19 protein-coding genes and 1 pseudogene are annotated in these 20,416 nt (G+C 73.7%); 9 read left to right on the forward strand and 11 right to left on the reverse strand.

The genetic code is table 11. The features are described 5' to 3' along the window. Nucleotides 1-58: 58 nt before the first annotated feature. The gene (locus ABS735_RS25720) at nt 59-1,318 is read right to left on the reverse strand and encodes a sensor histidine kinase (protein WP_373903899.1); all 1,260 of its coding nucleotides are present in this window, start codon (nt 1,316-1,318) and stop codon (nt 59-61) included. Nucleotides 1,319-1,488: 170 nt separating this feature from the next. On the opposite strand from ABS735_RS25720, the gene ABS735_RS25725 reads away from it, so the two are divergent. Then, nucleotides 1,489-1,689 carry a hypothetical protein gene (locus ABS735_RS25725; RefSeq protein ID WP_373903898.1) on the forward strand — a complete coding sequence of 67 codons (201 nt, stop codon included), beginning with the start codon at nt 1,489-1,491 and terminating at the stop codon, nt 1,687-1,689. 30 nt (nt 1,690-1,719) lie between these two features. Here ABS735_RS25725 and ABS735_RS25730 read toward each other — a convergent pair whose 3' ends face one another. Then, a complete protein-coding gene (locus tag ABS735_RS25730; RefSeq protein WP_373903897.1) occupies nt 1,720-2,115 on the reverse strand; it encodes a guanyl-specific ribonuclease in 396 nt (131 codons plus the stop codon). Between the two features lie 175 nt (nt 2,116-2,290). On the opposite strand from ABS735_RS25730, the gene ABS735_RS25735 reads away from it, so the two are divergent. Next, on the forward strand, nt 2,291-3,067 hold the full coding sequence (locus ABS735_RS25735; RefSeq protein ID WP_373903896.1) for an SDR family oxidoreductase: 777 nt from the start codon (nt 2,291-2,293) through the stop codon (nt 3,065-3,067). Nucleotides 3,068-3,164: 97 nt separating this feature from the next. Here ABS735_RS25735 and alc read toward each other — a convergent pair whose 3' ends face one another. Together alc and allB are read right to left on the reverse strand one after the other, a co-directional pair. Further along, a complete protein-coding gene (gene alc / locus ABS735_RS25740) occupies nt 3,165-4,295 on the reverse strand; it encodes an allantoicase (RefSeq protein ID WP_373903895.1) in 1,131 nt (376 codons plus the stop codon). 62 nt (nt 4,296-4,357) lie between these two features. Beyond that, nucleotides 4,358-5,695 (reverse strand): allantoinase AllB, encoded by a 1,338-nt coding sequence (gene allB / locus ABS735_RS25745; protein ID WP_373903894.1) that lies wholly within the window; start codon nt 5,693-5,695, stop codon nt 4,358-4,360. A 255-nt stretch (nt 5,696-5,950) separates the two neighbouring features. On the opposite strand from allB, the gene allR reads away from it, so the two are divergent. Continuing rightward, nucleotides 5,951-6,775 carry an allantoin degradation transcriptional regulator AllR gene (gene allR, locus ABS735_RS25750; protein WP_373903893.1) on the forward strand — a complete coding sequence of 275 codons (825 nt, stop codon included), beginning with the start codon at nt 5,951-5,953 and terminating at the stop codon, nt 6,773-6,775. Nucleotides 6,776-6,812: 37 nt separating this feature from the next. Here the strand turns inward: allR and ABS735_RS25755 are convergent, their stop codons facing one another. Beyond that, entirely contained in the window at nt 6,813-7,127 is a 315-nt protein-coding gene (locus tag ABS735_RS25755; RefSeq protein ID WP_373903892.1) for a DUF5955 family protein, read from the reverse strand. Nucleotides 7,128-7,289: 162 nt separating this feature from the next. Between ABS735_RS25755 and ABS735_RS25760 the strand changes: the two genes are divergently transcribed. Further along, on the forward strand, nt 7,290-7,913 hold the full coding sequence (locus ABS735_RS25760; RefSeq protein WP_373903891.1) for a nucleotidyltransferase family protein: 624 nt from the start codon (nt 7,290-7,292) through the stop codon (nt 7,911-7,913). A 184-nt stretch (nt 7,914-8,097) separates the two neighbouring features. Next, nucleotides 8,098-9,720, forward strand: a complete 1,623-nt coding sequence (aceB, locus tag ABS735_RS25765) for a malate synthase A (protein ID WP_373903890.1) — start codon at nt 8,098-8,100, stop codon at nt 9,718-9,720. Between the two features lie 71 nt (nt 9,721-9,791). Here aceB and ABS735_RS25770 read toward each other — a convergent pair whose 3' ends face one another. The 3 genes from ABS735_RS25770 to ABS735_RS25780 form a co-directional block, all read right to left on the reverse strand. After that, entirely contained in the window at nt 9,792-10,706 is a 915-nt protein-coding gene (locus tag ABS735_RS25770) for a HipA family kinase (protein ID WP_373903889.1), read from the reverse strand. Nucleotides 10,707-10,747: 41 nt separating this feature from the next. Beyond that, nucleotides 10,748-12,028 carry an acyl-CoA dehydrogenase family protein gene (locus ABS735_RS25775; protein WP_373903888.1) on the reverse strand — a complete coding sequence of 427 codons (1,281 nt, stop codon included), beginning with the start codon at nt 12,026-12,028 and terminating at the stop codon, nt 10,748-10,750. Between the two features lie 146 nt (nt 12,029-12,174). Beyond that, a complete protein-coding gene (locus tag ABS735_RS25780; protein WP_373903887.1) occupies nt 12,175-12,636 on the reverse strand; it encodes an RrF2 family transcriptional regulator in 462 nt (153 codons plus the stop codon). A 193-nt stretch (nt 12,637-12,829) separates the two neighbouring features. On the opposite strand from ABS735_RS25780, the gene ABS735_RS25785 reads away from it, so the two are divergent. The 3 genes from ABS735_RS25785 to ABS735_RS25795 are packed head-to-tail and all read left to right on the forward strand — an operon-like array spanning nt 12,830 to nt 16,067. Next, a complete protein-coding gene (locus ABS735_RS25785; RefSeq protein WP_373903886.1) occupies nt 12,830-13,372 on the forward strand; it encodes a PadR family transcriptional regulator in 543 nt (180 codons plus the stop codon). Beyond that, complete coding sequence (locus ABS735_RS25790) at nt 13,369-14,283, forward strand: ABC transporter ATP-binding protein (RefSeq protein ID WP_373903885.1); 915 nt, start codon at nt 13,369-13,371, stop codon at nt 14,281-14,283. Before ABS735_RS25785 ends, ABS735_RS25790 begins: the two co-directional genes overlap by 4 nt. A 2-nt stretch (nt 14,284-14,285) precedes the next feature. After that, complete coding sequence (locus ABS735_RS25795) at nt 14,286-16,067, forward strand: FtsX-like permease family protein (RefSeq protein WP_373903884.1); 1,782 nt, start codon at nt 14,286-14,288, stop codon at nt 16,065-16,067. Between the two features lie 18 nt (nt 16,068-16,085). On the opposite strand, the pseudogene ABS735_RS25800 reads toward ABS735_RS25795, so the two are convergent. The 3 genes and pseudogenes from ABS735_RS25800 to ABS735_RS25810 form a co-directional block, all read right to left on the reverse strand. After that, nucleotides 16,086-16,322: pseudogene (locus ABS735_RS25800) on the reverse strand (ATP-binding protein); the annotation flags it as partial. A gap of 15 nt (nt 16,323-16,337) precedes the next feature. Further along, nucleotides 16,338-17,006 (reverse strand): maleylpyruvate isomerase family mycothiol-dependent enzyme, encoded by a 669-nt coding sequence (locus ABS735_RS25805; RefSeq protein WP_373903883.1) that lies wholly within the window; start codon nt 17,004-17,006, stop codon nt 16,338-16,340. A gap of 135 nt (nt 17,007-17,141) precedes the next feature. Then, complete coding sequence (locus ABS735_RS25810) at nt 17,142-18,695, reverse strand: IucA/IucC family protein (protein ID WP_373903882.1); 1,554 nt, start codon at nt 18,693-18,695, stop codon at nt 17,142-17,144. Nucleotides 18,696-18,868: 173 nt separating this feature from the next. Between ABS735_RS25810 and ABS735_RS25815 the strand changes: the two genes are divergently transcribed. Next, on the forward strand, nt 18,869-20,395 hold the full coding sequence (locus ABS735_RS25815; RefSeq protein WP_373903881.1) for an IucA/IucC family protein: 1,527 nt from the start codon (nt 18,869-18,871) through the stop codon (nt 20,393-20,395). The last annotated feature ends 21 nt before the right edge of the window (nt 20,396-20,416 follow it).

Here is a 20,416-nt window from a genome sequence, read left to right on the forward strand (position 1 = left end):
CGACTTCGCCCCCCGGGGGAGACGGTCCCCCGGCTTGTCCTGGGCGTCCGGCCGCCGCTCAGCCCCACGGCAGTCGCGCCCGTACTTCGAAGCCGCCGCCGGGTGTCGGGCCGTGCTCCAGGGCGCCGCCCGCCAGCGTGGCCCGCTCGGTCAGCCCGATCAGGCCCTGCCCGGAGCCGGGCACGTGGGGCACCTCGCCCCGGGGCGGAGTGTTGCGCACCGAGAGGTCGAGACCGTCGCCCGGTGCTCCGCCGACCGAGACGGTGACCTCGGTCCCCGGGGCGTGCTTGCGGGCGTTGGTCAGCGCCTCCTGGGCGATGCGGTACGCGGTGCGGCCCACGGAGGCGGGGACCGCGCCGGGGTCGGGCACGCGGTCCGCGAGGGTGACCTTCATGCCGGCCTCCCGGGACTCGGCGACCAGCGCGTCGAGCGCCGCGAGCGTCGGCTGAGGGCGGCCCGCGTCGTCGGAGTCCCCCGCACGCAGGACGCCGATGATCTGCCGCAGGTCCTGGAGGGCCTCGTGCGCGCTCTCCCGGATGACGCCCGCCGCCCGCGCGACCTCCTCCCGGGGCGCGTCGGGCCGGAACTCCAGCGCGCCCGCGTGCACGCTGAGCAGCGTCAGCCGGTGCGCGAGGACGTCGTGCATCTCGCGGGCGATGGCCTCCCGGGCCAGCCGCTGCGCCTGCTCGGCCCGCAGCCGCGCCTCGGCCTCGGCGTGCCGGGCGCGGTCGCGCAGGCTGAGCAGGAGCTGGCGCTTGGAGCGGACGAGCAGGCCCCAGCCGAGCACCGTGACGGCGAGCAGGAAGGCGATGGTGAGAGAGGCCAGGAAGGGCAGCCCGGGCTCCGGGCGCATCCAGTAGTACAGGGGCGTCAGGGCGATACTCGCGCCGCCGATCCAGGCCACGTACCGGAAGGGGCGGTGCACGGCGAGCGTGAACAGGGCGGCCAGGACGGCGCCGCCCGCGGTGGCGGAGACGAGGGAGACGGGCAGCATCGCCACGGCCAGCCCGACCGGCCACCGCCGCCGGAGCCAGACGGCGGCACAGGCCAGGGCCCCGATCACCTGGTCCGCGACGGCCACGGCGGGTGAGAGGTGCGGCTCCTGGTCCAGCGCGTCGGCTGCCAGCAGCCCGATGCCGACCGCGAGCAGGAAGCAGGCGAAGTCGACGGCCCAGTCGCGTGCGGTGCGCCGGGGCCGGCCGCCGGGCCGCCGCGGCTGCGGGTACAGGTCCTCCACCAGCGCCGCCGGCAGTACCCAGCGCCGCTTCGCGAAGGCCGGGGGCACCGTGGCCTGCTTGTCACTGTTCACAATCGACAAATCTATGCAGTGGTGACGGCAGGAACGGCCGGTCGAGAGGGACCGTCGACCAAAGTCTCGCGACCGGCGACTTTTGGCGCGCCGGTACGCGCGCGACGACGCCTTCCGTAGGGCAGGACTCGCCCCGCGGCCGATGCGTGTGGGGGGACCGCGGGGCGAGAGTCGGGATCATGAAGAAGTTGCTGGAGTTCCTGGGCCTGCTCGCCGTGCTCCAGGGCGTGATGGGCCTGGTGCACGAGTTCGCCGACTGGAACGTCGGTGTGGTGCGGCGAGTCGGCTTCCTCGACGGCTACGAGGTCTATGCGAGCGTGGCCCTGCTCGCCCTCGGCGGCGCGCTGTTCGCCGCCGCCGAGAGCCGGGAGTCCGGGTGAGTACGGGATCCGGACTCGGCGGGCCGGGCCTCAGCAGCCGTAGTCGACGAGGTCGAACGACGCGTAGTGGTCGGCCGTGTAGTAGTCCTCCTGGTTCTCCTCACCGGTGACGATCCGGCGGGCGCCGCGCGTGTCGGAGCCCGGCGTGATCACCGTGTACTCGTGGTAGTACCCGGAGGACTGGCTGGGCAGGATGCCCTCCCGGTTCTGGAAGACGGTCCCGTCCTGTTCGTACGGGTAGGGACCGCCCTGCTCGATCAGGTCGAGCGTGTCGTGCGCCTGGGAGGGCAGGTCGCTGTAGCAGATGTCGCCGACCGCCGCGGGGGCGGCGCCGGCCGTGGTCGCGGAGACGGTGCCGCCCACGAGGAGGGCGGACAGGACTGCGGCTGCTGCGCCGAGCCGAGCGGCGCGTGGGGGGAATCGCATGTCTCATGATGACGCGCGTAGACAGTGGCATGTCAATGACAAGGTCGTGGAGTTTCCCGGGACGTCATATGTGTTTCCCGCGTGTTCACGTCATCATCGGGGCGGACGGCGCACCGGTCAGGTCGACGTCCGTTCACCGCCAGCACGGTCACGGCGGCCCGGCTGGGATGGACCCATGAACACCAACACGCACACGAACCCACTGGCCCCCGCCACCGCTCCCCTGGCCTGCCGCACCGCGCTCGTGACCGGCGGCAGCCGGGGCATCGGCGCGGCGACCGCCCTGCGGCTGGCGCGGGACGGCGCGGACGTGGCCCTCACTTACGTGAACGGCAAGGACGCGGCCGAGGACGTCGTACGGGCCGCCCGGGCGCTGGGGCGCCGGGCGGTGGCCCTGCGGGCCGACTCCACCGACGCGGAGGAGGCGGCGGGGGCGGTCGAGCGGGCCGCCCAGGCGCTCGGCGGCGGCCTCGACGTGCTGGTCAACAACGTTGGCCTCGGCCTGCTCGGCCCGCTGGAGAGCCTGTCCCTCGCCGACGTCGACCGGCTGCTGGCCGTGAACGTCCGCGGTGTCTTCCTGGCCTCCCAGGCGGCCGCGTCCCGCATGGGCGAGGGCGGGCGGATCATCACCGTCGGCACCTGCATGACCCAGCGGGTGCCGGGACCCGGCGGCACGCTCTACGCGATGAGCAAGTCGGCGCTGATCGGGCTGACCAAGGCGCTGGCGAGGGAACTGGGTCCGCGCGGGATCACGGCGAACATCGTGCACCCGGGCCCGATCGACACCGACATGAACCCGGCCGACGGCCCCTACGCGGACGGGCAGGCGGCCATGACGGCGCTGGGCCGCTTCGGCACCGCGGACGAGGTGGCGTCGGCGGTGGCGTACCTGGCGACCGCCTCGTACGTCACCGGCGCGGAGTTCGCCGTGGACGGCGGACACGCCGCGTAGCGGCTCCCGGAACGTGCGCCACGCGCGCCCCGGGCATGCGCGCGGGGCGCACCGGTGCTGTCCGGCCGGTGCGCCCCGCGGGTCGGTGGGCGGCGGGTCAGCCGCCCAGTTCCTGGTGGCGGGCGGCGAGGTGGGCGGCGCCGTCCTCCGTCAGGGAGCCGAACAGGCGCAGCCGGGAGATGCCGCCGTCGGGGAAGATGTCCACGCGCGCGTGCGTGCCGACGGCCGCCTCCGGCAGGACGAAGCGGTGGTTGGTGTCGGGCTGCATCCGGGTGCGCGGGAGCACCTCGCGCCACTCGCCGTCCTCCCCGTCCTTGACGGAGACGGACGCCCAGCCGGCGCTGTTGCCCTTCAGGTACGCCGTGTCGATCTCGATCGCGCGGATCTGGGCGCGGTCCACCAGGCGGTACTGGATCCAGTCGTTGCCCCGGTCGCGGCGGCGCCGGGTCTCCCAGCCGTCGTCCATCTTGCGGGAGCGGCCCGGCTGGATGGTGTTGGTGGCCGGCGAGTAGAAGAGGTTGGAGGCGTCCTCGACCTGGCCGCCGTTCTCCAGGGCGACCACGTCGAAGGTGCCGAGGGCGGTGAGCCAGGCGGGGTCCGGGACGACCTCGCCGTACACGCGCAGGCGGGCGATGCCGCCGTCGGGGTGCTGCTTGAGGCGCAGATGCGTGAAGCGCTGCTCGGTGGAGACGGCGAAGCCGTTGGCGGCGTGGCCGCCGACCGGGGTGCGCGGGACGAGCGTCGTCCACTTCACGTCGTCGGCGAGCAGTTCCTCCGGGGAGGGGGAGCCCGCGACGGAGGCGCCCTCGACGGAGACGGCCTGCGGGTAGTTGCCGCGGAAGTGGGCGGTGTCGACGACGATGCCGCGGATCACGCCCGGGGCGCCGAGGCGGATCAGCGCCCAGTCGTGGTCCTCCTCGGTGGGCCAGGGGTGCTCGGCCGAGGCACCGCGGCGCCGGCGGGTCTCCCAGCCGTCCATGACCTTGCCCTTGTGCCCGAAGTGCTCGGGGTCGAACTCGGCGGGCTCGGGTACCAGCAGGTTCTCGCGCTGGGCGAAGAACTCGTCGTTGGCGGCGACGACACCCGCGCCGAGCTGCCGGTCGGCAAGGTTGGCGTACTGGGTGAAGGGGAGGTCGGCGGTGCGGTAGTCCGCGTACGGGTCGCCGCCCCCGTAGGGGTTCGCGTCGCCGGTGAAGCTGGCCAACGAGGGGTTCTGCTGGGCCGTCACGGTGATCAGGTGTTCCTTTCGGGGCCGTTCGGGAGGGACTGGGTTCAGGGGGTCCGGGCGCGTCAGGCCCGGTCGAGGAGCTGTCCCTTCGGGTCGGTGAACGCGCCGTCCGCCACGACGCGCGTGCCGCGCAGCCAGGTGGACTTCACGACGCCGTACAGGGTCTTGCCCGCGTACGCGGTGACGCGGTTGCGGTGCTGGAGGGCGGCCGGGTCGACGGTGAACGTCTCGTCGGGGGCGAGGACGGCGAAGTCCGCGTCGTGGCCCGCCGCGATGGCGCCCTTGCGCGCGTCGAGCCCCACGAGGCGGGCCGTGCGCGTCGACATCCAGCGCACGATGTCCTCCAGGCCGTACCCGCGTGCGCGGGCCGCGGTCCACATGGCCGGCAGGCTGAGCTGGAGGCCGGCGATGCCGCCCCAGGCGGTGGCGAAGTCGTCGGTCTTCAGGTCGGCGGTGGACGGCGAATGGTCGGTGACCACGCAGTCGATGGTGCCGTCCGCCAGTGCCCGCCAGAGCAGGTCCTGGTTGGCGGCCTCGCGGATCGGCGGGCAGCACTTGAACTCGCTGGCTCCGTCCGGCACTTCCTCGGCGGTGAGGGTGAGGTAGTGCGGGCAGGTCTCGACCGTCACCTGTACGCCGTCGGCGCGGGCCTCGGCTATCAGCGGCAGGGCGTCACTGGACGACAGGTGGAGCACGTGCACGCGCGCGTTGAACCGCTTCGCCTGCGCGAGGAGGCTCGCGATCGCGGTGTCCTCGGCGTCGCGCGGGCGGCTGGCGAGGAAGTGGGTGTACTTGGGGCCGCCCTGCTGCGGGGCCGCGGCCAGGTGGTGCGGGTCCTCGGCGTGCACGATCAGCAGGCCGTCGAAGGCGGCGATCTCCGCCAGCGACCGGGCGAGCTGCTCCTGGTCGAGGTGCGGGAACTCGTCCACGCCCGACGGCGACAGGAACGCCTTGAAGCCGAAGACCCCGGCCTCGTGCAGCGGGCGCAGGTCCTTGACGTTGTCCGGCAGGGCGCCGCCCCAGAAGCCGACGTCGATGTGGGCCTTGTCGGCGGCGACCTCGCGCTTGGTGCGCAGGTTGACGACCGTGGTGGTCGGCGGGATGGAGTTGAGCGGCATGTCGACCAGGGTGGTGATGCCGCCGGCCGCCGCGGCGCGGGTGGCGGTCCAGAAGCCCTCCCACTCGGTGCGGCCGGGGTCGTTCACATGCACGTGGGTGTCGACCAGGCCGGGCAGGACGACGTGGTCGCCGACGTCCTCGAGCCGGGCGCCCGCCGGGACGGGGGCGTCGTACGGCAGCACGGCCGTGATCTTCTCCCCGGTGACCGCGATCGACGCGGCGCGCGTCCCCTCGGGAGTGATGACGCGCGTCGAGCGCAGCACCAGTTCAGCTTCGGACACCCGGATCCCCTTCTCTGCCTGTGCTTCTCTGCCTCTGCCGTCGAATTTCAACGTTCTGTTGAAGGAGTCTTCACTCCCGCTTCGAGGCCGTCAAGAGGCACCCTTTGTGATGGCATGCCCAATGCCCCCGCTCTGGACGTTTCCACAAAGCGGAATTAGAATTCCAGCAAGCAGAACGTAGCTACGTACAAGCCGGTAGTCAACCGGCCGCCGGGTACGCTTCTTTCCTCCCGCCAGCCCCGAAAGGAACGTGCCGTGCCGACGTCCAGCGCCAGCACCACCGACTCCGCCAGGTCCGCCACCGGTGGCGTCCAGTCCCTGGAGCGCGCCTTCGACCTGCTCGAACGGATGGCGGACGCGGGGGGCGAGGTCGGCCTGAGCGAGCTCTCGGCGAGCAGCGGACTGCCGCTGCCGACCATCCACCGCCTGATGCGCACGCTCGTGGCCTGCGGATACGTACGCCAGCAGCCCAACCGCCGCTACGCACTCGGCCCCCGCCTGATCCGCCTCGGCGAGTCCGCGGGCCGGCTGCTCGGCACCTGGGCCCGGCCGCACCTGGCCCGCCTGGTCGAGGAGACCGGCGAGACGGCGAACATGGCCCTGCTCGACGGCGACGAGATCGTGTACGTCGCCCAGGTGCCGTCCAAGCACTCGATGCGCATGTTCACCGAAGTGGGCCGGCGCGTCCTGCCGCACTCCACGGGCGTCGGCAAGGCGCTGCTCGCGGACTTCCCGGCGGACGAGGTGCGGGCCCTGCTGGGCCGTACCGGCATGCCGGCCGCGACCGACAAGACGATCACCACGCCGGACGGCTTCATCGCGGCGCTCGAGGACGTGCGGCGCCAGGGCTACGCGATCGACGACAACGAGCAGGAGATCGGCGTCCGCTGCCTGGCCGTCTCCGTGCCGGACTCCCCCACCGCCGCGGCCATCTCGATCTCCGGCCCCGCGGGCCGTGTCACCGAGGCCGCGACCGACCGGATCGTGCCCCTGCTCCAGCAGGTGGCGGCGGAACTGTCGGAGGCCCTGCTGACCTCGAACGGTTCGCCGAACGGCTCGAACGGCAACCCCGCCGTCTGAACCGCGCCCCGCGCGCGCCGGTCCCCCACGCCGGGGCTCAGCGGCGCGGCGGGTCCCCGAACAGTTCCACGGCGTGACGGACCTCCGTCAGCCCCGGCTTGAGGGCGCTGACGGAGCCGATCGCACCGGCTATCAGCAGCAGGGAGCGGCGCAGCCTCGGCACCTCGGGGACTCCGTGACCCGCCATCGCGGCGAGGTCGGCCAGTTCGTCCTCCGCGATCCCGCGGTCCGGGAAGTCGGCGGGCAGCAGGGCGAGTTGGCGGCGCAACCCGGACACAGCGGTCCGCAGCGCCACCACCCTCACGTCCTCGTCGCCGACGGTCACGTGCCTCTGCCCCAAGCTCCGCAACACAGCCCTCCCCGCCCTCCCCCTCGCACCCCGTTGTGCGCGGGCCAGTAAACGCCACCCCACGCCGGACGCGCCACCACGCGGACCGAAATTCAGCCTCCGGAAAGTCTTCCAGAACCCCGCGCACGCCGGAGCGTTTGGCGAGCCGTCAGGTATGCAGGACGTATGACCGACAACGAGGCGCAGGCAGAAGACCAGGTGGGCGGCCCGGTGGCGGGGCTGCTGCTGGCCGCCGGGGGCGGACGGCGGCTCGGCGGCCGCCCCAAGGCGCTGCTGGAACACCGCGGACACCCACTCGTCGAACATGTGGTCGGCACGCTGCGTGCGGCCGGCTGCGCCCGCGTGCACGTCGTCCTGGGAGCGCGTGCCGGGGACGTACGCGCGCGGGCGGCGCTCGACGGCTGCGTCGTGGTGGACAACCCCGACTGGGAGCAGGGCATGGGCTCGTCACTGCGGGCCGGGCTCGGCTCGCTGGCGGGGACCGGGACTCGGGCCGCGCTGGTGTCCCTGGTGGACCAGCCCGGCATCGGCGCGGCGGCGATGGCCAGGGTGCTCGCGGGGTACCGGGACGAGACGTCGCTGGTCTCGGCGGCGTACGCGGGCGTGCGCGGGCATCCCGTGCTGCTCGGCGCCGCGCACTGGGCGGGGATCACCGCGACCGCCACCGGGGACCGGGGTGCCCGCGCCTATCTCGGGGAACACGAGGCGGAGATCGCCCTCGTCGAGTGCGGGGACGTGGCGCGGCCGTACGACATCGACACCGCGGCGGATCTGGTCCACCTTGAGTGAGGGAGGTGGCACCCAGCGCCATCTTCCCTCGACCCGGAGAATCTCGACATCAACAAACCATTGAAGTTCCACGATGAGGAAACTACTATCCACTGACCAGAAGCACTCCGCTGCACGGCGAGTGCGTAATGCCCCATACGCACCCTCTGGCACCCGGTGCCACCGCTGAAGGAAGTGACAGCTCATGTCCGCACCAGCGCCGTCCACGCTGGCCATCGTCGACGCCGAGCCCCTGCCCCGGCAGGAGGAGGTCCTCACCGATGCGGCGCTCGCCTTCGTGGCCGAGCTGCACCGGCGGTTCACGCCCCGGCGTGACGAGCTCCTCTCCCGCCGTGCGGAACGCCGCGCCGAGATCGCCCGCACCTCCACGCTCGACTTCCTCCCGGAGACCGCCGCCGTCCGCGCGGACGACTCCTGGAAGGTGGCCCCCGCTCCGGCCGCGCTGAACGACCGCCGCGTCGAGATCACCGGCCCCACCGACCGCAAGATGACCATCAACGCCCTGAACTCGGGCGCGAAGGTGTGGCTCGCGGACTTCGAGGACGCCTCCGCGCCGACCTGGGAGAACGTCGTCCTCGGCCAGCTCAACCTGACCGCGGCCTACACCCGCACCATCGACTTCACGGACGAGCGCACCGGCAAGTCCTACGCCCTGCGCCCGGCCGAGGAGCTGGCGACGGTCGTCGTGCGCCCGCGCGGCTGGCACCTCGACGAGCGCCACCTCCAGGTGGACGGCCGCCCGGTCCCCGGCGCCCTGGTCGACTTCGGCCTGTACTTCTTCCACAACGCCCAGCGCCTCATCGACCTCGGCAAGGGCCCGTACTTCTACCTCCCGAAGACGGAGTCCCACCTGGAGGCCCGCCTCTGGAACGAGGTGTTCGTCTTCGCGCAGGACTACGTCGGCATCCCGCAGGGCACGGTCCGCGCCACGGTCCTGATCGAGACGATCACGGCCGCGTACGAGATGGAGGAGATCCTCTACGAACTGCGCGACCACGCCTCCGGGCTGAACGCCGGCCGTTGGGACTACCTGTTCTCCATCGTCAAGAACTTCCGTGACGGCGGCGCCAAGTTCGTCCTGCCGGACCGCAACGCGGTGACGATGACCGCCCCGTTCATGCGGGCGTACACCGAACTCCTCGTCCGCACCTGCCACAAGCGGGGCGCGCACGCCATCGGCGGCATGGCGGCGTTCATCCCCTCCCGCCGGGACGCGGACGTCAACAAGGTCGCCTTCGAGAAGGTCCGCGCCGACAAGGACCGCGAGGCCGGAGACGGTTTCGACGGCTCCTGGGTCGCCCACCCCGACCTGGTCCCGATCGCCATGGAGTCCTTCGACAAGGTCCTCGGCGACAAGCCGAACCAGAAGGACCGGCTGCGCGAGGACGTCGACGTCAAGGCGGCCGACCTGATCGCGATCGACTCCCTGGACGCCAAGCCGACGTACGCCGGTCTGGTCAACGCCGTGCAGGTCGGCATCCGTTACATCGAGGCGTGGCTGCGCGGCCTCGGTGCCGTCGCCATCTTCAACCTGATGGAGGACGCGGCCACCGCCGAGATCTCCCGCTCGCAGATCTGGCAGTGGATCAACGCGGAGGTCGTCCTGGACAACGGCGAGCAGGTCACCGCCGACCTGGCCCGCAAGGTCGCCGCCGAGGAACTGGCGAACATCCGCGCCGAGATCGGCGACGAGGCCTTCGCGGCCGGCAACTGGCAGCAGGCCCACGATCTGCTGCTCACGGTGTCGCTCGACGAGGACTACGCCGACTTCCTGACGCTGCCGGCGTACGAGCAGCTGAAGGGCTGACGCCGTAGGCACGTCCCGTGTCCGCGCCCCCGGTACCGAAGCACGGCACCGGGGGCGCGGTCGTGCGTCCGTCAGCCCAGGTGGACGGACCAGTCCTGCTCGGCGGGCGGCTTGCCGTGCAGGTCGGGGACGCGCTTGAGCCAGTCGGGCCGACCCCGCTGGGTGCGCGCCGCGCGGGCGGCGTTCTCGGCGGCGAGTTCCTCGCGGCTCGGGAAGCCGGTGGGCAGCCACTCGCGGGAGGCGCGCACGCGCGCGTGCAGGTAGTCCACGTAGGCGGCGCGCACCTCGTCCGGCGTGTCGAAACCGGCCTCGCAGGTCAGCCAGGCCTCCGGCACCCGGCCCACCACCTCCCTCAGCAGCTCCCGCGTCACCTTCGGCGCCAGCTCGGCGTCAGCGGCGGGGACGTCGGGTGCGTAGTGGCCGAGGGCGTGGTGACGGAAGTCGTACGCCTTCTCGGGCGGGGAGGCGCCCCAGCGGTGGTGGAAGACGAGGGCCGCGCCGTGGTCGATGAGCCACAGGCGCGGGGGCGCGGTGCCGAGGGTGGGCCAGACCATGAGGTTGGAACTGTGCACGGTCCGGTCGACGTTCACGGTAAGCGCGTCCAGCCAGACGACGCGCCCGGCCTCCCTCGCGTCCACCGGGAACACCTCGGCGAGCTCGGGCGTGAAGTCGGCGCCGCCCGAGAGGTAGTCCATGCCGAGGTTGAGTCCGGCGCTGGCGTGCAGCAGCTCCCGCACCTCCTGGTGCGGTTCGGCGTCGGCGATCGCCGGGTCGAAGTGCGCGAGCACCAGCTCCGGCACCCGCAGCCCCAGCTCCCGGGCCAGCTCCCCCACGATCACCTCGGCTACCAGCGCCTTGCGGCCCTGCGCGGAGCCGGTGAACTTCAGGACGTAGGTGCCGAGATCGTCGGCCTCGACCACGGCGGGCACGGAGCCGCCGGAGCGCAGGGGCTCGATGTAGCGGGTGGCGGTGACTTCGGTGAGCATGCGACGAGCATATTGAGGCGCGCTCCCGGCTTCCTGCTCGGTCACCACCATCGTGCCGGCGAGCCACCCCCGCCGTACAGGAAGTGGTCCCCGATGGCGCGCAGGGCGGGGCCGGTGGGCCCGCGGCCCGCCAGGACCCGGATGTTGCGCCAGAACCGGTCGAGCCCGTCGGCTTCGGCGAGTTCCAGGATCCCCTCCCCGGCGCGCAGGGCCGCCCGGTCGGTGACGGCTCCGGCCGCCGCCACCAGCGCGGCGGTGTCGGCGCGCCCGCGCGCGTCCAGCGCCCGGCCCGTCCGCAGGGTCTGTGCCATGGCGGTCGTGGCGCGCTCGACGACGGCCGACGCGCCGTGGACGCCGAGGGCCAGTTCGCCGAAGGCCAGCAGCAGATCGGCGTCCGTGCCGGGAGGCGGCGCGAGAAGGTACTCCATGGCGCTTCCCGGCCGGGCGTGGGACGCCGCGAGGCTGAGTTCCCGCGCCTCCGCGAGCGCCCCCTCGGCCACCCCCAGAGCCACATGGGCGAGCATCAGCCGGAGTGCGAGCGGAGCGACGGTGGCGAAGGGTACGGCCGTGTCCTCGTCGAACGCGGCGGTCCCCAGCACGTCGTCCACGCCGATCGGTACGTCGTCGAAACGGACCGTGCCCGCACCGGCGAGCCGCTGGCCGAACCGGTCGGTCAGCGGGGCGCGGCCGACGCCCGGGTGGCGCGGGTCCACCAGGACGACGAGGGACTCGCCCGAGGACGCGCAGACCGCGTCGAGGACGAACCGGTCGGCCACGTCGACGGCGGTGGCCAGGGTCCGCTGTCCGTTGAGCAGGAAGCCCCCGGTGGCGGGGGCGAGGACGAGACAGGCACCGCCGTCGCCGGGGCGGGACGGCCCGTCCGCGCCGGCCGGGCCCGTGCCGCCGGCCCACAGCCACTGCTCGCGCACGGCGCGGGCCTCCAGTGGGGAGACGCGCTCCGGGGCGGCGAAGAACCGGGCGCTCCAGGACAACACGTGGTGCCGTCCGAGGAGTTCGCCCATGGAGCCGTCGGCGGCCGCGATCCGGCGGACGACGGCGCAGGCGTCTGCCCAGTCCAGCCCGCCGCCCGTCCCGCCGCCCGTCCCGCCGCCCGTCCCGCCGGACGCCGTGTCGGACGCCGTGTCGGACGCCGTGTCGGGCGCCGTATCGGGCGGCATCAGAGCGGTCGGCAGGCCGGAATCGCGCAGCCGCGCCACCTCGTCGTACGGCGGCTTGCCCGCCCGGTCGCGGTCGGGTGCGTCCGTCGCGAGGTCGTCCCCGAGTTCACGGCCGACACGCATCCAGAACTCCGGCGTCCCCACGACCCCACCACCATTCTCTACTTTCCCTATGGACTTAGTGGGGAATACCTTCGCGGGTGTGCCCACCCCGAGCAAGGGGGCGACCATCAGTCGGACACACCCGTCTCGACAGCCGAACGGCAACCGGACGCCGGGGACCGTCCCCGTCAGCGCGCCACCCAGGCGTCCGGCTTCTCGGCGAGGGCCGTCACGTCCGCCGGGAGGTCCCGGGCCACGATGTCGGCCAGGGTGACGTGCTCCAGCACGGTTCGGATGCTGCTGCGCAGGGAGATCCACACCTCGCGCAGCGGCTCGGCGGAGCCGGACAGCTCCAGGGCCTCGGGGCGGGTGCCCGCCACGTTGGCGAGGGGGCCGTCGATGGCGCGGATGATGTCGGCGACGGCGACGGTCGCAGCGGGCCGGGCCAGACGGTAACCGCCGTCCTGACCCCGGCGGCTGTCGACCACACCGGCATGGCGCAGTTCGCTGAGGATGGTCAGCAGGAACCGCAGCGGAATCCGCTGCGCCTCGGCGACCGTCTCCGCCTTGACCAGGTCCCCGTCGGAAGAGCGGGCCGCCAGCTCCACGGCGGCACGGATCGCGTAGTCGGTCTTGGCGGAGATGCGCATGGCTCCATTATGGGACGCCCGGCTCCCGGGCCGGCTCCCCCGACGACGGCGGGCACGGAGCCGCCGGAGCGCAGGAGCTCGACTCGGCGGGTGGCGGTGACTTGGGCGGAGCACATGGGGGCGCGCTCCCCATTTGACGTCCCATTGGCCAACCGCTATCTATTGAGGAGTTTCGGGGAGGACGGGGTGGTCCGTGCAGGACGTGGTGCTGGCGCTGCTGGCCAAGGAGCCGTCGCACGGGTACGACCTGCGCGGGCGGTTGGTGGCGGCGCTCGGACCTCTCGGGGAGACGCTGAACGCGGGGCAGGTCTATGTGACGCTCACCCGTCTCGAGAAGTCGGGCCTGGTCGTCCAGGAGCGTGAGGACGCGCCGGTACGCGGGCCCCGGCGCAAGGTGTACGCGCTGACCGCGGCCGGGCAGGAGCGGGTGGTCGCGTGGCTGGCCGCGAGTCCCGGGCCCAGGGCGGACGTGACGGAGTTCCACCTGAAGCTGGTGGCCGCCGCGGAGTCGGGCATGGCCGATCCGCTCACGCTCGTGGACATGTGGCGGCGGGAGTTGATGCGCGGCCTCGCCGAGGCCCGGCGCGCCGCCCTCGCGCACGACACGGATTCGGAGGCCGGGCTGCTCCTGGAGGGCATCTCGCTCCGGCTGCAGGCGGATCTCCGCTGGCTGGAGGCATGCGGGCGGGGCTGGTCCGCCCGTGCCCGACGTGGGAAAGGCAGAGGAAGCGGATGACGAGAGACGGTCGGCGGATCAGGGGCGGCCGGTTGCGGCGCAGGCGCGCGGACGGCACCCCGGGCGCGGGAACGGGACCGGCGGGTCGCGGGCTCGGAGGGGCGGCCGGTCCGGCAGCACGTCCGGCGGCAGGTCCGGCGGCAGGTCCGGCGGCAGGTCCGGCGGCAGGTCCGGCGGCAGGTCCGGCGTTGCGGACGGTCGGTCTGACGCGCACCTACGGGGAGGACGAGAGCCTGGTGTGGGCGGTCGACGAGGTCGACCTCGACGTCCCCGCCGGGCAGACGCTCGCGGTGACCGGACCCAGCGGCTGCGGCAAGTCGACGCTGCTGCAGCTGCTCGGCGGTCTCGACCGGCCGAGCGAGGGCGAAGTGTGGCTGGGCGGACAGCGCATCGACGGGCTCGGCGAGCGGGCGCTGGCCAGGCTGCGGCGCCGCGCCGTCGGCTTCGTCTTCCAGGACTTCCACCTGATGGACGAGCTGACCGCGGCGGAGAACGTCGAACTGCCCGCACTGCTCGCCGGCGCCTCACCGCGCACCGCCCGCCGCCGCGCCGACGGACTGCTGGAGCGGGTCGGGCTGGCGGACCGCGCCCATCATCTGCCCTCCGCGCTCTCCGGCGGGCAGCGCCAGCGGGTCGCGATCGCCCGCGCCCTGGTCAACGACCCGCAGGTGGTCCTCGCGGACGAGCCCACCGGCAACCTCGACAGCAGCGCGACCCACGACATCCTGCGGCTCTTCGACGAGTTGCGCGCCGCCGGCCAGACCCTCGTCATGGTGACCCACGACGAACGCGTCGCCGCCGCTGCCGACCGCGTTGTCTCCCTGCGCGACGGGACGCTGATCGACGACACCCGCCTGGAGGGCCTGGGCGACGGCACCCGGCTCGGTGCGCTGCTGAACTGGGAGGGCTGACCGTGGGACGCCTCCTGCTGATGTGGCGCCTGATCGCGCGCGACCTGCGTCGCCGTCCCGGCGAGGCGGTCGTGTTCGTGCTCGCCGTCACCGTCGCCGGCGCGAGCCTGACCCTCGGGCTGGCGAGCGACCACGCCGTGGCCACCGGGTACGCGAAGACCCGCGAGGCCACCGCAGGCCCCGACATCGTCGCCGTCACGACGGCCGCGGACCCGTCCGCCGTGGCCGCGCGCATCGCGGACACACCGGGTGTGGCGGCGCAGTCCGACCCGGTCTTCGCCTTCGACACCTACATCAAGGCCCACGGCCGGACCGCGCACTCGTCGGTCGAGGGGCGGGACGACTCCCCCTCCGCCGTGGACCGGCCGCTGGTGACCTCCGGCACCTGGGTACGTCCCGGCGGAGCGGTGCTCGAACGCGGCTTCGCCCAGGCGCTCGGCGTGCACGTCGGCGACCGCGTCGCCATCGGCACCCGCGGCTTTCCGGTCGTCGGAACCGCGATCAGCGCCGCCACCTCCGTGTACCCGTGGAGCGACGCCGCGCAAGGGCCCGGCCCCTCCGACTTCGGCGGCAGGATCTGGCTCACCACCGCCGACACCCGTGCGGCGGCCAAGGACGCGGACGCCCCCGGGGTCCACCTCATCCACCTGAAACTGACGGACCCGGACGCGACGCAGCGGTGGCAGAAGACCGTCTTCACCCCCGACCGCAGTGGTGACGCCTGGGTCAACACCCACGACTGGCAGGGCATCCTCCGCACCGACAGCGCCATGATCAGAAACACCCGGCCCGCACTGGTCGTCGGCGGCTCGCTGCTCGCCGGCGCCGCGGTCGTCACCCTCGCCGCGCTCGCCACCGCGCGCGCCGCCCGCGACAACCGGCGCGCCGCGCTGCTCAAGGCCGTCGGCGCCGGACCCGCGACCGTCACCGCCGTTCTGCTGGCGCAGTACCTGCTGCTGACCCTGGTGGCCACCGCGCTCGGTCTGACCGCCGGGACGCTGGCCGCACCGCACCTGGTCGATCCCAGCGCCGGGCTGCTCAACACGCTCAGCCCTCCGGGCCCCGGCACCGTCACCGTCGTGATCCTCCTCGCCGTCGTGGTGGCCACGACCGGTGCGCTCACCCCCGCGCTGCGCGCCGCCCGTATCAGCACCGTCCACGCCCTGGCCGACCCGGCGCACCTGCTCACGCGCCACCCGCACCTGAACGCCGTGACGGCGCACCTGCCCACCTCGTTCCTGCTCGGCGTCCGGTTGCTCGCCCGCCGGCCCGGCCGCGCCGTTCTGGCCTCGGCCGGTACCGCCGCCACCACGCTCATGGTCACCGCCCTGCTCACCTGGCACGCCGAACTCGATGTGCGGCCCGACTTCAGCCGGTTCGGCCCCATCGAGGTGCGGGCCGAGCAGACCGGCCAGGTGCTGCTCGCCGTCACGCTCGCCCTGGTGGCGTTGTCCACGCTCAACACCGTGCTCCTCGGCTGGAGCACCGCCGTACAGGCCCGGCACGCCCTGGCCGTCGCCCGTACCCTCGGCGCCACACCCGGCCAGGTCACCGCTGCGCTCTGCGTCGCGCAGCTCCTGCCCGCCGTGCCGGGAGTGGCGGCGGGTGTTCCAGCGGGACTCGTCCTGTACTGGCTCTTCGGCACGCAGGTCGTGCCGCCGGGAACATGGCTGCTCGCCGCGGCACTCGCCGTCCTGCTGACGGTCGGCGCGCTCACCGCCGTGACGGCCTGGTTCCACACCCGCGTTCCCGCCGTGCGGGCCCTCGACGCCGGGGCCGCCTGAGGCGTGGGCCCGGGAAGGTCAGCGCAGGTCCAGTTCCGCGCGGACCGTCTTGCCGACGGGGACACGGTCGAAGACGCCCCACCGGTCGGCCAGCGCGTCCACGAGCAGCAGCCCCCGGCCGTGCTCGGCCTCCGGCGTCACCGCGCTCCCCGGCGCGTCCGGCCGGTGCTTTCCGCGGCTGTCGGACACGTCGATCCGCAGCGTGTACGCGTCGAGCCGCAGCAGCACCTCGATGTCCCGGCCCGGAGCAGTTCCGGGGCGGGGCCGTGTTCACGCCGTCCCGCAGCGACTGCGGAGGAGTTCCACACCCTCGCCCTCGAGGTCGTCGCAGTGGTCCGCGCGTCCGGTCATGGCCATCACCAGGGCCGTGGTGGGACCGGACACGGCGGGCCCGGAGCCGGTCGCGAACGGGCCGTCCACCGCGGTGAGCCGCAGTCCCGCGACGCGTTTCCCGGCGACGACCACGAGGTCCGAGCCCTGGTAGTACTCGGCCACCCGCGTGACGACGTCGATCGGGTAGGCGTACCGGATGCCCAGCGGGCGCCGTATGTCCTCTCCGTGCACGAGCGTCTCGCCCAGCATGGCGACGGCGGGCAGGGGCGGCTTGGTCGTGCTCGGGACGATGTGCCGGAACCGCTCCAGCGTTTCGGCCGGGCCGGCGCCCAGCTGCTCGGCCAGCCGCACGGCCACCTGCTTGTCGAAGTCGAACCGGCAGCGGATCACCCCGGCCAGCCAGCGCACAGTGTTGAGGCTCGCGCCCGCGGTGAGGTGCGCCAGTACCTCGCGCACCGTCAAACCGGCGCACAGCGAGGGCGTTGCCCACTGCCCGTCGGTCAGGTCCGCGAGATCGGCCGCCAGCGCGGCCCGCTCCGTTCGGATCGAGGGCCAGACGTCGCCGGGCCCGCGGTCGCGGCCCACGGCCGGACTGCGCTCAGTCATGGGGAGGTCCTCCTGTCACGAGTCGCGCTCCGAGCCGTCCGCGGACCGGAGCAGCGGCCGTCCGGCGGGACGACCGGAGAGCAGACTCCCGACCGTGCGAGAAGTCATCGCCCCTGAAGCGGCGCCCAGCGCGCCTCACTCCGCGGGCCCGGGGCGTGCCCCGCCCTCGCGCAGCGGGTTGGGCAGCGGCCGGTAGCGGGCGTCGGCTCCGTCCGCGCCGGTCCAGCGCAGCAGGAGGTTGGTCTTGGCGGGGAGGGCGGGGGCCGAGAGCAGGGCGGGGATCTCCGGGAGGTCGTGGCGGGCCAGGGCACGGCGGACGGCGGGCCAGGGGTCGAGGCCGGGGTGGTGTTCGGTGAGGGCGGCGGCGATCTCGTACAGGTGGTTGACGACCAGGCAGTACACCAGTCGCTCCCAGCCGGCCGCGCGGGCGGTGTCCGGCAGCAGCTTGACGCCCTCCGCGTCCCGGAAGAGGGCCTGTACCGGGGTGCCCGCGGCGTCCACGGCGACCAGGGTGTTCTGCAGGTGCGCCTCCAGGACGACGCCGTCGTCGGCGAAGGCGGTCAGGACGGGCGGGACGACGGCGGCGAGGTACGCCTCCCACCAGGTCGCCGGGTCCGTGGTGTCCGCCAGCGGGCTGCCGGGGAAGCCCTCCACGAGCGCGGCGGCCAGGAGGGGGGTCGCGCCGGGCAGGAGGTGGTCCCGCACTCCGTCGCGGACGACCACGGCCAGTTCCTCGAAGGCGAAGTCCGCGGTGCGGTGGCCGCGGTCGCCGAGCCATGCGGCAGGGGGCTCGACTGAGGCGAAGGCCTCGGTGACCGCCGTGTCGGTGCGGCGCAGGCGCATCAGGTCGTGGCGCCACAGGCGGCGGATGTCGTTGGTGATGCGCACGTCCAGGCTGAACTTCAGGAACAGGTCCTGTCCCGGGAGGTACTCGGGCGCGTACACCGTACGGATCGCGGCCGTCGGCCAGGTGAAGAAGCCGGTCGTACCCACCCGGACGAGGCGGCCGTCGGCGAAGGCGGGGGCGAGGGCCGGTGCCGTCAGCTCCAGCTGCCAGGGGTGGGCGGGCAGCAGGCGGTAGCCGGGCGGGGCTTTGCCGAGGGCGTCCAGGGCGGCGGTGTCGCCCTCGTCGACGACGGCGTCCTCGCGCACGGCGAGCAGCGTCAGCGGGAAGCGGGCGTACGCCTCGGGCGCGTACGGCAGCCAGCCGGCGTGCGGGCCGCCGCCGCGTGCCTTGGGGGCGGGGTGGTGGGTGTGGCCGGTGAGCAGGGACTGCTCGGAGCGCAGGTAGGGGTCCGCGGGCGGGGTGGCACGCGCGCGTGCCGTCAGCAGCGCGGCCACCGCGTCGCGGCTGTCGGTCATCTCGGTGGGCAGTTCGTGATTGGACGCACCGGTGTACCGGCGCAGTGCCTCGGCGACGAGCTTCACCAGTTCGGCGTGGTCGACGCGGTGCCACCCGTCCTTCGTGCGCACCTCGGGTTCGGCGGGCCGGCGTCCCTGCCGCACCCGCAGCAGTCTGCCGCCGGGCAGCCGGTACACGGGGCGGGCGCCGGGGCCCGGCAGCGGTTCGGCCACCTCGCGCAGCAGGCAGTTGAGCAGCGGTACGGCCGCGCAGGCGTCGGCGCGCCGCGCCACGTCGTCCCGGGAGTCGGCGCCGGTGGGCGGGGGCAGGAGATCCACGCGTTCCACTCGTTCCCTACGGTCGGTCCATGGCGGAGAGGAGGACGGAGACGATCAGGACGATCAGTATGTCTCTCGTCACGCCTCTGGCCGTGTCGGTCGCCGTGTCCCTCGTCGGCCCTCCGCCGTGACGTCGTACCCGTGCCCGTACCCCTGTACCCCCGTAACCGAGGAGCCAGCCCGTGCATCGTCCCCCCAGTGCGGCGGCCGAGGTCGCCGACGAGCTGGCGGCCGTCCGTCCCGAACTGGTCGCCGGGTTCACGGCCGAACTGCCCGGCGCCCGCTCGGCCGTGCTGTCCCGGCTGTGGCGTGCCCTCGCCTTCGAACCGCTGCCCTGGATCGAGGGCCGGGAGCGGGCCGGGGACCAACTGGTCCTGCGGCTGCGGGGCGGCCGCAGGCTGAGCGGTCCGGCCGCCGACCCGTACCGCACGGACGCGTACGTCCCGGTCGTACGGCTGGACGAGGTCGCGTACGACGCCCCGGAGCGGCTGATGACCGACCTCGCCGTACCGCACTCGGCGGGGCTGGCCGCCGAACTCGGGCACAGTGCGGCTTCGTTGGCTCTGTCGCGCGCGGCGCAGCCCAGGGCGGCGCGGGAGGGGACGCCGGAGAATCACCCGGACGAGTGGCCGGACAGCGACTGGGGCTGGGAGCGGCGGGTGGTCGACGGGCATCCGTACCACCCCGGCTGCCGTGCGCGGCCGGGCTTCTCGGTGGCGGAGCAGCTCGCGTACGGGCCCGAGCACGGGCCGGTGGTGGGGCTGGGGCTCGTGCCGGTTGCGGCGGCGGAGTGCCTGGTGACGGGGGTGTGGCCGGGGGAACTGCGGGACGGGGCGCGGGTGCTGGTCCCGGTGCATCCGTGGCAGTCCGCGCACGTGCTCGAGCGGTCGTGCGTGGCGGGGCCCGCCGCGCATCCGCTGATGTCCCTGCGGACCCTCGCCGTGCCCGGCTCGGTGCACGTCAAGACCGCGCTGAGCGCCCGGCTGACGTCCTCGGTGCGGGACATCTCGGTCGCCTCGATCGCCGCGTCGGCGGACCTGTCGTCGTTCGGGGAGGAGCTGGCGGCGCGCACGGACGGTCTGCTTCACGTGACCCGCACGCTGGGCGCGGCCGGTGCCCACTCCCCCGACCTGGCCGCCGTACTGCGCGAGTCGCCGCGGGTGTACGCCGCCCCGGGGGAGCATGTCGTCCCGGTGGCCGCGCTGGCGACCACGGAACTGCCCGGCTCGCCCGCGTGGCTGGCGGCCTTCGCCCGTCTCGCGCTCACCGTCGGGCTGCGCGCGCTGGAGCTGGGCGTGGCCCTGGAGGCACACGGTCAGAATCTCCTGGTCGTGCTGTCCGCGACGGGCGACCCGCTGCGTCTGGTCTACCGCGACCTGGCGGACATCCGTGTCTCCCCGGCCCGTCTGGCCCGGCACGGCATCGACGCTTCCGGCCTGCCCGCGCGGGTCCTCACCGACGAACCGGCGGTGCTGCGCCGGAAGTTGTTCGGTTCGCTGGTGGGGGGCGCGCTGGCGGCGACGGCCGGCTCGGGCCCGGCGTTGCGGAAGGCCCTGGAGGCGGCGGTGCCCGAACTGCCCCGCACCGAGGACCTCGTGGCCCTGCGGGAGGGGCCGCTGCCGGTGAAGGCGCTGACGTTGATGCGGACTTCACCTGGAAGGTCGGGGGATCTGTGGACGGAACTGCCCAATCCGCTGCGGTGGAGGTGAAGTCGGGGCATCGGCGCGGTC

It is taken from the genome of Streptomyces sp. MMCC 100 (assembly GCF_041538145.2).
GTDB lineage: Bacteria > Actinomycetota > Actinomycetes > Streptomycetales > Streptomycetaceae > Streptomyces.